The following is a 12,540-nucleotide window of genomic DNA, read 5'->3' on the forward strand; positions in this document are numbered from 1 at the left end:
TCCCCTTGCATAAACAAGCCTTTAATTGAATCACGACCTGATTAAATATCCACCCAACAAAAATGGTTGGGTAAGCGTAAACCCTGCGGCTAATTACAGAGCATAGCCTAAACTTACTGTTCGCCTGCGGGGTGCCGCAGCAGATGATAGCCAGCCTGTGCTGGCTGGCAGGATGCATTGACGGGAGAAAATATGCTGTGGTTGTGGAACGCTGGAATCGTATTACTGACCGTCGTGGCGATGGAGATTACCGCCGCGCTGTCGCACAAATATATTATGCACGGCTGGGGATGGGGCTGGCACCGGTCGCATCATGAACCGCATAGCGGCTGGTTTGAGGTCAACGACCTGTACGCCGTGGTGTTTGCCATGCTGGCGATTCTTTTGATCTACCTGGGCAGTCGCGGCGTCTGGCCGCTACAGTGGATAGGCGCAGGTATGACGCTCTATGGCCTGCTCTATTTTATCGTGCATGACGGTCTGGTGCATCAGCGCTGGCCTTTTAAATACATACCGCGTCGCGGCTACTTCAAACGACTTTATATGGCGCATCGACTACACCATGCGGTGCGCGGCCGGGAAGACTGCGTCTCCTTTGGCTTTCTCTATGCGCCGCCGCTGGCGAAACTGCAGGCGACGCTGCGCCAGCGCCACGGTCGTCAACCTAACGCGGACGCTGCCAGAGCTCGGCCGGACGCGCCGGCGAAGCGGCCGCCCGAGACCTGATCGCCTGGGCTGCACCCGCCGCCAGCAGCAGGAGCTTCTCCTGTTTGCTGGTGGACTGGCGGCGATCCCAGGCGGTTTCGCCCGCGCCGTAAACTTTAATCCCAATACGGCGATAGACCTCTTTCGCCGTGGCGATTGCCCACGCGGAGCGCAGCGGCAGTCCAGCCAGGCCCGCCGATGCGGAAGCGTAATAGGGCTCCGCTTCGCTCACCAGCCGCCGCGCCAGGCCCGCCAGCGCCGCTCGATGCGTGCGATCGGCAAAATGGAGCCGGTCGAGACCGGCTTCTTCCAGCCAGCTCTCCGGCAAATAGCAGCGGCCAACCCGCGCATCTTCGACAATATCGCGCGCGATATTGGTCAGCTGAAAAGCGATGCCAAGATCGCAGGCGCGATCCAGCACCCCCTGGTCGCGCACCCCCATAATTTGCGCCATCATCAGCCCAACCACACCCGCAACGTGATAGCAGTAGCGCAGCGTATCCTGTAGCGTTTCATAACGCGCGCCGCGCACGTCCATGGCGAACCCTTCCAGATGGTCGAAGGCGTAAGCGGAGGAAATATCATGGCCGAGCGCCACCTCCTGAAAGGCAGCGAACGCCGGTTCGTGCATTTGCACGCCCGCGTAGGCCTGGCGGGTTTTGCACTCCAGATTTGCCAGGCGCTGCTGAGGCGTCTGCGCCGAGGGAACGTCGCCGGGAAAGCCAAGCTGCTGATCGTCGATCACGTCATCACAGTGGCGGCACCAGGCGTAGAGCATCAATACGCTGCGGCGCGTTTTAGCGTCAAACAGCTTAGAGGCGGTAGCGAAACTCTTCGATCCCACCTCCATTGTCTCCACTGCATGGTGCAACAGCGTTGGATTATTCATGCAGGTCCTCCAGCATCAGGCTTGCGGTGGCCTTGGCGGAACCGATCACGCCGGGAATGCCCGCGCCAGGGTGCGTGCCCGCGCCGACCAGATAGAGATTGCGAATATGGCTGTCGCGGTTATGCGGCCGGAACCAGGCGCTCTGACGCAAAATCGGCTCGACGGAAAAGGCGGAGCCCTGATACGCGTTAAGCTCGTCGCGAAAATCGAACGGCGTAAAGATGCGGTGGGTCACCAGTTGGCTGCGCAAGCCGGGCATATAGTGCGCTTCCAGGTAGGCGAAAATGCGGTCGCGCAGGCGCGGCCCTTCAATATTCCAGTCCAGATCGGCGGTGCCGAGGTGAGGCACCGGCGCCAGCACGTAGTAGCTGCCGCAGCCCGGCGGCGCCAGCGAAGGATCGGTGACGCAGGGCGCATGGAGATAGAGAGAAAAATCTTCCGCCAGCCCGTCGCGGTTGAAGATCTCATCAATCAGCTCGCGATAGCGTGGGCCAAAGCAGACGGTGTGGTGCGCCAGCTGATCGTGATGGTGGTTCAGGCCGAAATAGAGCACGAACAGCGAATTGCTCATGCGCTTGCCTTTCAGCTTTTTGCCCTGCGCGGCGGCGGCAGGATGGCTGCCGAGCAGGTCACTGTAGGTATGCACCACATCGGCGTTGGAGGCGACCGCGCGGGTTTCAAAGACCCGGCCATCCTCCAGATGCACCGCGGAAATCGCGGCGTCTTTCGCCTCGATATGGCTCACGCGCGCATTCAGCTCCAGCGTGCCGCCTAAATCCTGAAACAGCTTCAGCATGCCCTGCACCAGCGCGCCGGTACCGCCGCGCGGAAACCAGACGCCCCATTCGCGCTCCAGCGCATGGATCAGGGTATAGATCGATGAGGTGGCGAAGGGATTGCCGCCGACCAGCAGCGAATGAAAAGAGAACGCCTGACGCAGCTTATCATCCTCGATAAAGCTCGCGACCTTGCTGTAGACGCTGCGCCATGCCTGCAGACGCGCCAGCTGTGGCGCGGCGCGCAGCATATCGCGGAACGAGAGAAAGGGCACGGTGCCGAGCTTGAGGTAACCTTCAGCGAACACGGCGCGCGAATAGTCGAGGAAGCGCTGATAGCCCGCCACATCGGCGGGATTAAATTTGCGGATCTCCGCTTCCAGCCGCGCCTGATCGTTGTCGTAGTTAAATACCTCGCCCGACTCCCAGCAGAGGCGGTAGAAGGGCGCCACCGGCAGCAGCTCGACATAGTCGCTCATTGATTTGCCCGCCAGGGCAAACAGCTCTTCGATGGCGGAGGGATCGGTAATCACCGTTGGGCCTGCATCAAAGGTAAAGCCCTGGTCCTGATAAACATAAGCGCGGCCGCCCGGCTTGTCGCGCTGCTCCAGCAGCCGCGTAGGTACGCCCGCCGCCTGCAGGCGAATCGCCAGCGCCAGTCCGCCAAATCCTGCGCCAATTACCGTGGTGTGCTTCATCGTGATGTTCTTCGTCCAGAAGGGTGAGTGAGAATAGCCTGCAGCGCCGCCAGTACCGGAACGGGCGGCTTGCCGCTAAGAATGCGCGCGCGGTCGGCCAGCGTCAGCCGTCCGGCGTAAAACCGGGCGATTAGCCCCTCGGGCAGCCCGTAAAAGCGCTGCATCACGCGCCAGCGCTGATCCCCGTCGGCCGCCAGAAACAGCATGCGGTTGAGCATGCGAAAGAAGCCCTGCTTCCGCCATGCCGCCTGCGCAAAGCGGTGGATATGCGGCGCGAGCGTTTCCGGGGAGAAATTGCCCTCCGCGGCGAGCGCATCCGCCAGCGCCACCGCCAGCGGCAGCGAATAGCCGGTGGTGGGGTGAAATAGCCCGGCGCGCAGGCCAACGCTAGGCGGCCGCTGATGCCAGAAGCGTTCGAAGTCGCCCGCCAGGGTAATCGGCAGCGCGCCGCGCTCTTCGCGCAACAGCGTCTCCAGGCGCCATCCCTGACGAGCGGCGTAGTCGCATATATTCTGGCGCGCCTGCGCCGCCCCCAGCGAGGCGTCGTCGATATAATGAGTATCCTCAATCAGCAGACGCGTCGGCGAAAGCGGCAGGGTATAGACGAAACGATAGCCGCCCTGCTGGTCGACGGCGGCATCCATCAGAATTGGGCCCTCAAGCCGATGCGGCTGGCTCAGGGTCCACTCCTGACCGAGAAAGGCCTGAAAGCCGATCTGCAGAGCGGCGTCGGGCTGATAGCCGCGGCCGTCGATCACGGCGCGGGCGCGTAGCACTTCGCCACTGGCGAGCTGAACGTGGTCAGTCCCGCTGCAGGCAATGGTCTGGTTGAGCCGCAGCGCGTCGCCGAGCGTCGCGCGCAGCACCTCGTCAAAACGCGCGGAGGTGACGCAGAAATAGCCGCTGTTGAGCTGACGCGTCAGCTGAGGAAAGCGCACTTCGTAGTGCGGCCAGCGGTGCGCCACCAGCGGGGCAATCCACTGATGCTGCGAGGCGCTGAGATCCTCTTCGTGGAAGCACCAGGTGTGGTTGCCGCCCGCGCGAGCGTTGGCTTCAAGCACCCGCACGCGCAGGCCAGGCTGCTGCTGTTTGAGCCGTAGCGCCAGCAGTCCGTTCGCCAGACCAGCGCCGAGCAGCAGTAGATCATACTGCGATGTCATAGCACTTCTCCGCTCGCACCGGCTGGCGCGTCAGCAGCGCGCGCTCGGTAATATCGGCCGCACGCTCGACGCCGCCGCAGGTCTCCAGCTGGGGCTGCAGGCGCGCCATGCGCTGTTTAATCGCCCGATCGTCCAGCAGGCGACGCAGGCGGCGCGCAATCTGATGGCTGGTGGAGAAGCGTGACGCGCGACTCCCCAGGCCGTGGTAGGCCAGCCGCGCGGCGATGCCGGGCTGGTCGAATGCCAGGGGGATCACCAGCAGCGGCGTGCTTTGCGCAACGGCGTCCAGCACCGTGTTCAGCCCGCCGTGGGTAATGGCTACGTCCGCCTGCGCCAGCGCGGCGCGCTGGTCGACAAAATCGGTGACCTGAGCGGCGCCGGCGCGCAGCAGTTTTCGCGCCTGGAAATCGCTCAGGCCGCCGCAGTGGGCGATCAGTAACTCCGCCTGCAGTTCACGACAGGCTTTCGCCAGGGTTTTGAACAGCCCATAGCGGCCGCCCTGCAAGGTGCCGAGTGAGGCGAAAACGCGCGGCTGGTCGCCATCGCTGAACAGCCGCGCGGCTGTGGAAGTCGCCGGTTCGCGCAGCGGGCCGGTAGCGTGGAAATGCGCGGGCAGGGCGCAGCGCGGAAAGTCCAGGGCGTGCGGCAGCTGGCTGATTTGCGCCAGCGGCGACAGGCACTGATGCGGCTGATGGCGGTCCGGGAGGCCAAAGGCGCCGGCATGTTGCGCCAGCACGCGGTCGTGGCTGCGCATCAGCCAGTCGTAGATTTTTTCGCTGGAGGCGAAGCGCTCGCGCGCGGCGCTGCTGGTGCCCCACAAAAAGGGCATGACCGGCAAAGGGAAATGCGCTTCGCGGTTCACGGGTAGGGCGCAGGCGACCGAAACGAAAGGCAACTGCAACGCCTCCGCCACCAGCCCGCCCGCTGGCGCCATCTGATCGACAATAACGCCGTCTACCGCCAGGGCCCGCAGCGCAGCCGGCAGCTCCCGGCACAGCATATCGGTGCTGCTGGCCATATCGCGGATCAGGCGCAGAATGCCTAATCCGCCAGGATGGGCTGCCAGCTGCAGGGTACGATCGAGCGTGCCGACAGGGTGTGTCTCCAGACCGACGGCGTGAAAGCCGACGGCCGCATCGCTGAGCAGCGCGGCCACCTCCGCCTGCTGAATAAAGGTAATGCGATGGCCGCGCGCAATTAAGTTTTGCGCCAGCGCCTGAAGCGCGCGTACGTGGCTGTAAAAGGGCGGGGCAATAACCGCGAAATGGCTCATTCTGGCTCTCCCACGCGCGTCAGCGGCGCAAGGCGCAGCTGACGCAGACTGGCGCTGCCGGTGCAGAAGCAGGCAACGCGCAGCTGTTCAATCAGCGTCTCAAAGTGCGCCACAACCGCGTCGGCGGAGTGCAGGGCGCTGCTCAGCACCGCTGCTGCCTGGCCGACCACGTCGGCACCCAGCCGCAGCGCTTTCGCCGCATCGATGCCGTCACGAATGCCGCCGGAGGCGATAAGCGGCATGGCGGGTAGCCTGCGGCGCACGGCGCGCAACGCTTCATCAGTGGGAATGCCCCAGTCGGCGAAGGCCATCGCCACCGCGCGCTGCTGCGGCGTGCTGGCGCGCTCGCCTTCTACCGCCGCCCAGCTGGTGCCGCCTGCGCCTGCGATGTCGATCATGCTGACGCCCGCCTCGGCAAGCCGCTGTGCAACCTCGGGTGAGATGCCAGCGCCGACCTCTTTCACGATGACGGGCACTTCCAGCGTTGTCACCAGCTGCGCAATCGCCTGCAGCACGCCTCGCCAGTCGCGATCGCCGCCGCGCTGCAGCGCTTCCTGCAGGGGATTAAGATGGACGATCAGCGCATCCGCCTCAATCATGCTTACCGCGCGCTGCGCCAGCCTGCGACCCTGCTCGCCCATGATCTGCGCGGCGCCCAGGTTTGCCAGCAGCGGAATATCCGGGGCGATACGGCGCAGGTCGCGCGTGAGGCCGAAATTGCTGTCGCTTTCCAGCGCCACGCGCTGTGAACCGACGCCCAGCGCCAGGCCAAGCGCCTGCGCCGCTTCGGCGAGATGGTGATTAATCGAGCGGGCGCGTGCCGCGCCGCCGGTCATTGAGCTGATCAGAAAAGGCGCCCGCATAGGGCGATTAAACAGCCGCGTGCGCATATCGATCTGATCCAGGTGCAGCTCCGGCAGCGCGCAGTGCGTGAATTGCCAGCGGGCAAAGCTGCCCGACGCAGGCGTGGTGGTACGCAGAACAATGTCCAGGTGATCGTTTTTGCGTTTCGTCAGGTCCGTGTCCTTCATTGCTGCTCCATATACTCAGACGGGAAACGCGCGGTCAGCCGACCATAGCGAGTTTTTTATCGAACCAGGCCTGCACGAAATGTCGGGTGGCATAGCCGCTGTCGCAGGCTGAAGCCAGGTGGCGATCGGCGCGGCGCAGATGATCGCGCAGCCGCTTCTCTACCACTTTGCTGCCCAGCATATTAACCAGCGTCGATTTCCCCACGTCCTGATTGGCATCTTTTCCGGTGTCGCTCTGACCGTCCGTGAGGTCGTCCAGCAGCTGGAAAGCCTGACCGAGATCGCGCGCAAAATGGTGCAGTTTTTCACGCGACGCCAGCGGCGCGCCAGCGACGATCGAGGCCATCTGCATCGCCGCGCTGAACAGCGCGCTGGTTTTAAAATGATTCGTGAGCTGAATCGCGTCGGCGCTGCGCGGCTGGCCGCCTTCGGTCAGATCGAGAAATTGTCCCTGCACCAGCCCCTGAATGCCGACGGAGTGGGAAAGCTCCGCCACCGCCTGGGTTTTTGCCTGACTGCTGATGCCGTCCGCCATCGCGATAACGCCAAAGGCGCGGCTCAGCAAGGCGACCGCCGCCAGAATCGCCACCGGCTCGCCAAACTGGCGATGGATAGTGGGGCGGCCGCGCCGCAGTTCGGCATCGTCCATGCAGGGAATATCGTCGAGTATTAGCGAGGCGGCATGCACCATCTCCACGGCGCAGGCGAAATCGAGCAGGCCGCTGAGTTCGTCGCGATAGCCCAGGTCGTGCGCGGCCAGCATCAGCAGCACCGGTCGGATGCGTTTGCCCGGCGCCAGCGCCCCTTCGCGCATCGCAAGCCCCACGCAGTCGCGTTCGCTTTCTACCGGCAGCAGTCGATCAAGGCGCTGTTCAATATGCGCGAGTAACATCAGGGGATCGCTGTAAACGAGGGTAGGATCTCTTTCAGCAAAAATGGTCATGATGGCAGTCCTTACTTGCAGGTGAGCGTCGGCCTGTCGTAATTGCAAATGAACTAAGTGGCACAGAAGAAGCCATCTTAAAAAGGCGAAGCCTGTTGTTTTTCATGCCGCTGTAAACTGAACGTTATTGTTTTGTTTTGACGCGGCGGTGCAATTAAGCGTAGACGAGAATTGCCGCTCTGACGGGGGAAGAGAGATAAGTAGCAATAAAATAAAAATTTTTATTCACGAACTCAGTGCGGCGTCAGATAGCGCAGGCGACCCGGAAAGCATCTGATTAAGCAGAGCGACAGCCTGCTTCACCTCCTGCGGGCTTAGCGCCCCATCTTTCGCAAAGCGAACCACACCCTGCGCGTCCAGCAGAATAACCGTAGAGCCGTGCGGCGTCAGCTGCCAGCTGTTCCGCGCCACGCCGCTGCTGTCGATAACAAAATGCTGCCAGGGCGCGTCGCGCTTGCTCGATTTAATGCTGCGCTCAACGAAAATCGCGCTGCCGGGGATCGCGTCGTCCGTATTGACGATGGTGGTGGTCTGAAAGCGGCCGCGCGGAAAGTTCGCCTGCTGAATGGCGGCAATGAGCGGCGCATTTTGCTCTTTGGCTGAAAGCCGTCCGGCAACGTGGAGCACCAGTCGAACTTTGCCGGTCAGCGACTGGCTGCTCCAGCGCTGATAGCCCAGCATCTCATGCTGCATCACCAGTTCGCCCTCATTGGCGATAAAGACGGGCGGAAGGGCTTTGCCCGTTTCCAGGCTGTGCGCGGCGGCCAGGCCGGGAACAAGCAGGCAGATAAGCAGCAGGGAGTAGGGTTTCACGCAGCCTCGCATGCAGAAGAGAGAGCCTCAAGCCTGGGTGAAAATCTGCCGCTTCGCCAGTCAATAAAAGGTGAATTTTACGCTTAGCTCAAAACTTAATCACTTCTTCAATGCGTAAGATCAAACAACGTGCGGTGAAACGATTGGAAGATGCAGATAACCATTCGCAAAAGGAGACGTATATGAAAAGTGAGTTAATGACCCTGTCTGAATTCGCGCGCTACCTGGGCGTCTCCCCGCTGAGACTGGTGCGCGCCTACTGCAATCGCGGATCGCTGGACGGGGTGCCGCTGCCCGAGCCGGTAGAAAACGTCGCTTTCAAAGAACGCTGCTGGTCACGTGAACAGGTACGCCAGTTCCGGCATACGCTCCAGCGTGCGCGTCACCACGGGTAAAGAGAAGGGAAGGTTTTCACCTTCCCTTGTTCTAACTGCCGCTGATGGTTCCGCTCATCACGCCGGTGGCATCCGCATCCACCAGAAAGCAGATCAGGGTGGCGTCGCGCTCGGCGGTGACGGCTGGCAACGCTTCGGTATCCCCAGCCACATCGCCTTTATGCAGGCGCTGCCCCTCCAGATTCACCACGCCATCCAGCACTGCCAGCCAGGGCGCGAAGCCTGGAATAGCGGGCACCTCCAGCCTGTTGCCGCGCTCCAGCCGCACGTCATAAATATGCACCGCCTGACGCAGCGTCAACGGCGCGCCGCTGCCTTCCGGTCCCGCCAGCCAGGTCCAGGCGTTGTGGGCGACGCCGTCAGCGCGCTCCAGCAGCTGGGTTTTCGCTTCGCCCCCGGCGCGTGCCGGACGGATAAACGCCTGTAGCACTTCGGCTTCAATCAGCGGCGCGGACTCTTCGTGCCGCAGCCCCTCGCCCGCATTCACCACCATCACGCGCTTCGCCGACAGCGGCGTGCGTTCGCCCTGCGGGTCGGTATGCTGCACCAAGCCGCGCCAGACGTAGCTGAGGATGTCGTCGTTCACATGCTCATGCATCGGAATGCGCGCGCCGAGTTTCAGCGTCGTCATATCGACAATCGCCAGCGGCCCAAAGCGTTCGCCCGGGCGCAGACGGCGAATGGTAAAGGGACCATATTCGAAGAGCTGGCCGCGATGGGCACGCACAACATTCATTATCTTCTCCCGCTATGAGCTTATGCAGCGATGATAAACCGACAAGGAAAGATGAAAAGGAGGGGGATTTGCTGAAAGTGTTCAACTTTTTTGAATAAGCCTGCGGTCGCATCGACGAGACAGCTGAGCGCCTTTATTCACATCCTGGAAACGCCTTACGCATAGTGAAGCGCACTCATCGCTGAGGATAATGGGTGGAGTTATTTTGACGGAAGCCCTGTTTGTACGAAGTGGGTGCCGGGGTTTTCAGGTTTGCGCGCCTGAATGGAAGGCCCTGCCCGATAATTAATGACGGTTATTCTATATTTAGCTTTGCTAAAAACAGAATTATAAAATATCCCTTTAAATAGTTACATTATGCCCGGTTGGGTTTGGCTACCTGTTTGAACAAATGAAAAAGCGCCCTAAGCGTAGGGCGTAATCGAATCCCGATTAAATATCTTCACTTGTTATGACGAGGCATAACTCACACAGGAATTATGCTGAGTAGAGGTAAAACGGAGAATCAACAGCGTTCGATTGTCGGGCAAGCCTGTTGATACAGGTCAATTTTTTTATTCTCATCGTTTAGCACGGTTTTTTAGCCAGCGATATTAGACCTAATTTTTATCAGCCTGCTGCTCGCATCGCTAATATGGCCTCCCGGATTAGCAGGGATGAGGAAAACATGGTGACAGGTTAACGGACCCTGGTGACGCCCGTCAGGACAAAAAAAGCCCGCCTGATGGCGGGCCAGAAAGTGAGTTCAGCAGGGTAAAGGCGCTTTTCACCCTTCACGAGGCTGGATCGACAGTGCGCTCTCTGGTTTGCAGTTAAGCGCGGCGAGCTTTATCACCAGAAACTGTCGTGATGTTTTTCTTCTTAACGGTTTTTATGTTCCTCTTCGCTACTCTCGCCCAGGAAGAAATACCACAGGGGAATCGACATCAGGCCGGTGAAAACTGAGGTATAGAGCAGCACCATCAACGCCTGGGTCACGTACATCATCAGCGACCAGTCGCTAAAGGCGATCTGATACTGTTCGATAACGCCGCTGATAATGGCTTTGCCCATCACCGTGCCGACAATCAGCCACAGGATCACCACGCTGCGCAGGAAATAACGCATCTCTTTCTGCTTTGTAGCAAAACGGCCGCGCACGATGCCCAGCGGCGACTGCTGCTCAAGCGGCGTCTCCGGCTGCGGCATCGCGGCGCGCTGCGCCTTTCGCCAGCGCAGCAGATCGATCGCGACAAACAGGAGCAGGCTGCCTCCCATGACCGGCAGCGCCCAGCCCAGCGCCAGGGCGACAATCAGCGAGGTGGCCTGGGCGTAGCGCGGCATCGCCAGCCAGGCGACAAGAAGCGTCTGTGCCGGATTTTGTGCGGGCAGCGCCGGGCGACGGATCCACCACATGCGGTAGCCGAGCACGATGCTGGCGCACAGGCCAAAGCCGAACAGGGCCAGCAGCAGCTGATTTGGCCAGCCGAAGAGCACGCCCATATGGGCGTCGACGCCCCAGCGCGTCAGCTTCGCCACCAGCGGAAAATGCGCGAATTCCACGCGGTCAACGATGGCGAACGTGGCGGGATCTACCGAAACGGCGTCAACCTGGCTTGGCCAGCTGCGGTCGATCTCGCTTACCGTCCAGGCCTGGCCCGCTGCTTTCGGCTGGCGCAGCTCCAGTTTCGCAGCGCGGATGCCGCCGCGGCGCGCGGCGTTGAGCACGCTGTCCCAGTCGGCGTCCGGCGCGTTGACCGCTCTGGCTGGCGTCGCTGGCATCGCCATGCCGCTCATATCCATGCCGTCCATCTGCGGCATAGCGTGATGGTCGGCATGAGGATCGGCGCTGGCGGCAGGCGCGCTGGCGTCCAGGGCGGTGCGCACCTGCGGCGTCATCCAGCCCAGTTCGCTGCGCATTTTATCAATATTGCCGCCCGCCCACTGCGACCAGGTGAGGCCAGTGACCGAGAAGAAGATCAGACCCAGCGACAGCACCAGGCCAAGCGTTACATGCCAGTGGCGGGCGAAGGCGAAGCCCGACGCGGGCTTTTTCATCTTTCTGCGCGGGCGCGTGCCGAGCCACAGCACCAGACCGCCGAGCGCGGCGACCCACAGCCAGGAGGCGGCCAGCTCGCTGTAGAGGCGGCCAACGTCGCCCAGCAGCAGGCCGCGATGCAGCTGATCCAGCCACATGCGCAGCGGCAATACGCCGCTGGTGCCGTAAACCGTCATATCACCCTTAACCTGCAAGGTGTAGGGATCGACAAACACCGAGCGCGATTCTGACGGCCCAAGGTCGCTCTGGCTGAACTGCACGCGCGTGGTTTCCTCTGCGCCAGGCGCCGGGCGCACCGCATAAACAGGCGCCGCTTCACCAGCATGGTGTCGCGCCGCGGCGACCTGTGCCGACAGCGGCTGCGCCGTTCCCTGCGGCTCGGCGGTCAGCGCAGAGGCATAAAGAACATGCTCAATCTGCGGCGTCAGCACGTACAGCGTGCCGGTGAGCGCCGCGATAAAAATAAAAGGCGCGATAAACAGCCCGATGTAAAAGTGCAGGCGGCGCAGCAAAGTGAATAACGAGCCGCGCGGCGGCGCCGTTTCCCGAAGTGATGACATAGCACATCCATTTTTATTCAGTTAAAGACGAACCCGCTTCCGTCGCTTTACGCGGCGGAATGGCAGGCATGCTGATTAAAAAACGCAGCGGGAAGGCGGGGCGCGAGGCCGGTAGACGCGGCGTTCGCGTCGGCACAGCGGCGGGTCCGCGCGCAGCATCGAGGGCGGCGCGCGCGAGATTAGCATCATCAGCCAGAGAAGGGGAACCGCCGCCCAGATCATCAGCGGCACATGCACCAGCAGTTCGCAGTAGCCGCAGGCGACGCCCTCTTCGCCCGACATCATATGGCCGGAAGGCATCATGGCGTCGTCCATAGGGTGCATCATCGGCATGGCGTCGGCACTGTGCGGCATCATCACCGTGGCGGGCATCGCGCCGTTATGGCGCGCCATCAGATCCTTAGACACCACGGGCGCGACGAACAGCAGCAGCACCGCCAGGATAGCCAGGCAGGCGCTGATTCGCTGTTGCAACGGGGTGAAAAAGGTCATGAAAACATCACTGGCTGGTAAACGTCAGGCG

At 61.7% G+C, this 12,540-nt stretch carries 12 protein-coding genes; 2 read left to right on the plus strand and 10 right to left on the minus strand.

What is annotated here, in order from left to right; genetic code table 11:
* Positions 1-192: 192 nt before the first annotated feature.
* Positions 193-726: a sterol desaturase family protein gene (locus Q9R34_RS16735; protein WP_434123446.1), complete on the plus strand. Its 534-nt coding sequence runs from the start codon at positions 193-195 to the stop codon at positions 724-726.
* Here the strand turns inward: Q9R34_RS16735 and crtB are convergent.
* From crtB to Q9R34_RS16770, 7 genes are all read right to left on the minus strand, one after another.
* Complete coding sequence (gene crtB, locus Q9R34_RS16740; RefSeq protein WP_485895152.1) at positions 665-1,594, minus strand: 15-cis-phytoene synthase CrtB; 930 nt, start codon at positions 1,592-1,594, stop codon at positions 665-667. The two genes, Q9R34_RS16735 and crtB, sit on opposite strands and share 62 nt — an antisense overlap.
* Positions 1,587-3,068: a phytoene desaturase gene (locus tag Q9R34_RS16745; RefSeq protein WP_434123444.1), complete on the minus strand. Its 1,482-nt coding sequence runs from the start codon at positions 3,066-3,068 to the stop codon at positions 1,587-1,589. The genes crtB and Q9R34_RS16745 overlap by 8 nt, the downstream gene beginning before the upstream one ends.
* Positions 3,065-4,228, minus strand: coding sequence for a lycopene beta-cyclase CrtY (gene crtY / locus Q9R34_RS16750; protein ID WP_485895154.1), 1,164 nt, complete (start codon positions 4,226-4,228; stop codon positions 3,065-3,067). Before crtY ends, Q9R34_RS16745 begins: the two co-directional genes overlap by 4 nt.
* Positions 4,212-5,501, minus strand: a complete 1,290-nt coding sequence (locus Q9R34_RS16755; protein WP_485895156.1) for a glycosyltransferase — start codon at positions 5,499-5,501, stop codon at positions 4,212-4,214. Before Q9R34_RS16755 ends, crtY begins: the two co-directional genes overlap by 17 nt.
* Positions 5,498-6,532: a type 2 isopentenyl-diphosphate Delta-isomerase gene (gene fni / locus Q9R34_RS16760; protein WP_485895158.1), complete on the minus strand. Its 1,035-nt coding sequence runs from the start codon at positions 6,530-6,532 to the stop codon at positions 5,498-5,500. Before fni ends, Q9R34_RS16755 begins: the two co-directional genes overlap by 4 nt.
* Before the next feature lie 34 nt (positions 6,533-6,566).
* Positions 6,567-7,424 carry a polyprenyl synthetase family protein gene (locus Q9R34_RS16765; protein ID WP_434123800.1) on the minus strand — a complete coding sequence of 286 codons (858 nt, stop codon included), beginning with the start codon at positions 7,422-7,424 and terminating at the stop codon, positions 6,567-6,569.
* A gap of 276 nt (positions 7,425-7,700) precedes the next feature.
* Positions 7,701-8,288, minus strand: a complete 588-nt coding sequence (locus tag Q9R34_RS16770; protein WP_485895160.1) for a YtfJ family protein — start codon at positions 8,286-8,288, stop codon at positions 7,701-7,703.
* Positions 8,289-8,470: 182 nt separating this feature from the next.
* Between Q9R34_RS16770 and Q9R34_RS16775 the strand changes: the two genes are divergently transcribed.
* A complete protein-coding gene (locus Q9R34_RS16775; protein WP_434123438.1) occupies positions 8,471-8,683 on the plus strand; it encodes a hypothetical protein in 213 nt (70 codons plus the stop codon).
* 31 nt (positions 8,684-8,714) lie between these two features.
* Here the strand turns inward: Q9R34_RS16775 and Q9R34_RS16780 are convergent, their stop codons facing one another.
* The 3 genes from Q9R34_RS16780 to Q9R34_RS16790 form a co-directional block, all read right to left on the minus strand.
* Complete coding sequence (locus Q9R34_RS16780) at positions 8,715-9,419, minus strand: pirin family protein (RefSeq protein WP_485895162.1); 705 nt, start codon at positions 9,417-9,419, stop codon at positions 8,715-8,717.
* Between the two features lie 861 nt (positions 9,420-10,280).
* On the minus strand, positions 10,281-12,017 hold the full coding sequence (locus tag Q9R34_RS16785) for a DUF2534 family protein (RefSeq protein WP_485895164.1): 1,737 nt from the start codon (positions 12,015-12,017) through the stop codon (positions 10,281-10,283).
* Positions 12,018-12,092: 75 nt separating this feature from the next.
* Positions 12,093-12,509, minus strand: a complete 417-nt coding sequence (locus Q9R34_RS16790) for a DUF2946 domain-containing protein (RefSeq protein WP_485895166.1) — start codon at positions 12,507-12,509, stop codon at positions 12,093-12,095.
* Positions 12,510-12,540 lie beyond the last annotated feature (31 nt).

The organism is Enterobacter sp. BRE11, assembly GCF_031844285.1.
Classification (GTDB): Bacteria; Pseudomonadota; Gammaproteobacteria; order Enterobacterales; family Enterobacteriaceae; genus Pantoea.

Bases quoted from the DNA above. Each gene is read 5' to 3' on its own strand.
- Q9R34_RS16785 (WP_485895164.1), bottom strand. From the start codon at position 12,017: ATGTCATCACTTCGGGAAACGGCGCCGCCGCGCGGCTCGTTATTCACT.
- Q9R34_RS16745 (WP_434123444.1), bottom strand. From the start codon at position 3,068: ATGAAGCACACCACGGTAATTGGCGCAGGATTTGGCGGACTGGCGCTG.
- Q9R34_RS16735 (WP_434123446.1), top strand. From the start codon at position 193: ATGCTGTGGTTGTGGAACGCTGGAATCGTATTACTGACCGTCGTGGCG.
- Q9R34_RS16765 (WP_434123800.1), bottom strand. From the start codon at position 7,424: ATGTTACTCGCGCATATTGAACAGCGCCTTGATCGACTGCTGCCGGTA.
- Q9R34_RS16780 (WP_485895162.1), bottom strand. From the start codon at position 9,419: ATGAATGTTGTGCGTGCCCATCGCGGCCAGCTCTTCGAATATGGTCCC.
- crtY (WP_485895154.1), bottom strand. From the start codon at position 4,228: ATGACATCGCAGTATGATCTACTGCTGCTCGGCGCTGGTCTGGCGAAC.
- Q9R34_RS16790 (WP_485895166.1), bottom strand. From the start codon at position 12,509: ATGACCTTTTTCACCCCGTTGCAACAGCGAATCAGCGCCTGCCTGGCT.
- crtB (WP_485895152.1), bottom strand. From the start codon at position 1,594: ATGAATAATCCAACGCTGTTGCACCATGCAGTGGAGACAATGGAGGTG.
- fni (WP_485895158.1), bottom strand. From the start codon at position 6,532: ATGAAGGACACGGACCTGACGAAACGCAAAAACGATCACCTGGACATT.
- Q9R34_RS16755 (WP_485895156.1), bottom strand. From the start codon at position 5,501: ATGAGCCATTTCGCGGTTATTGCCCCGCCCTTTTACAGCCACGTACGC.
- Q9R34_RS16775 (WP_434123438.1), top strand. From the start codon at position 8,471: ATGAAAAGTGAGTTAATGACCCTGTCTGAATTCGCGCGCTACCTGGGC.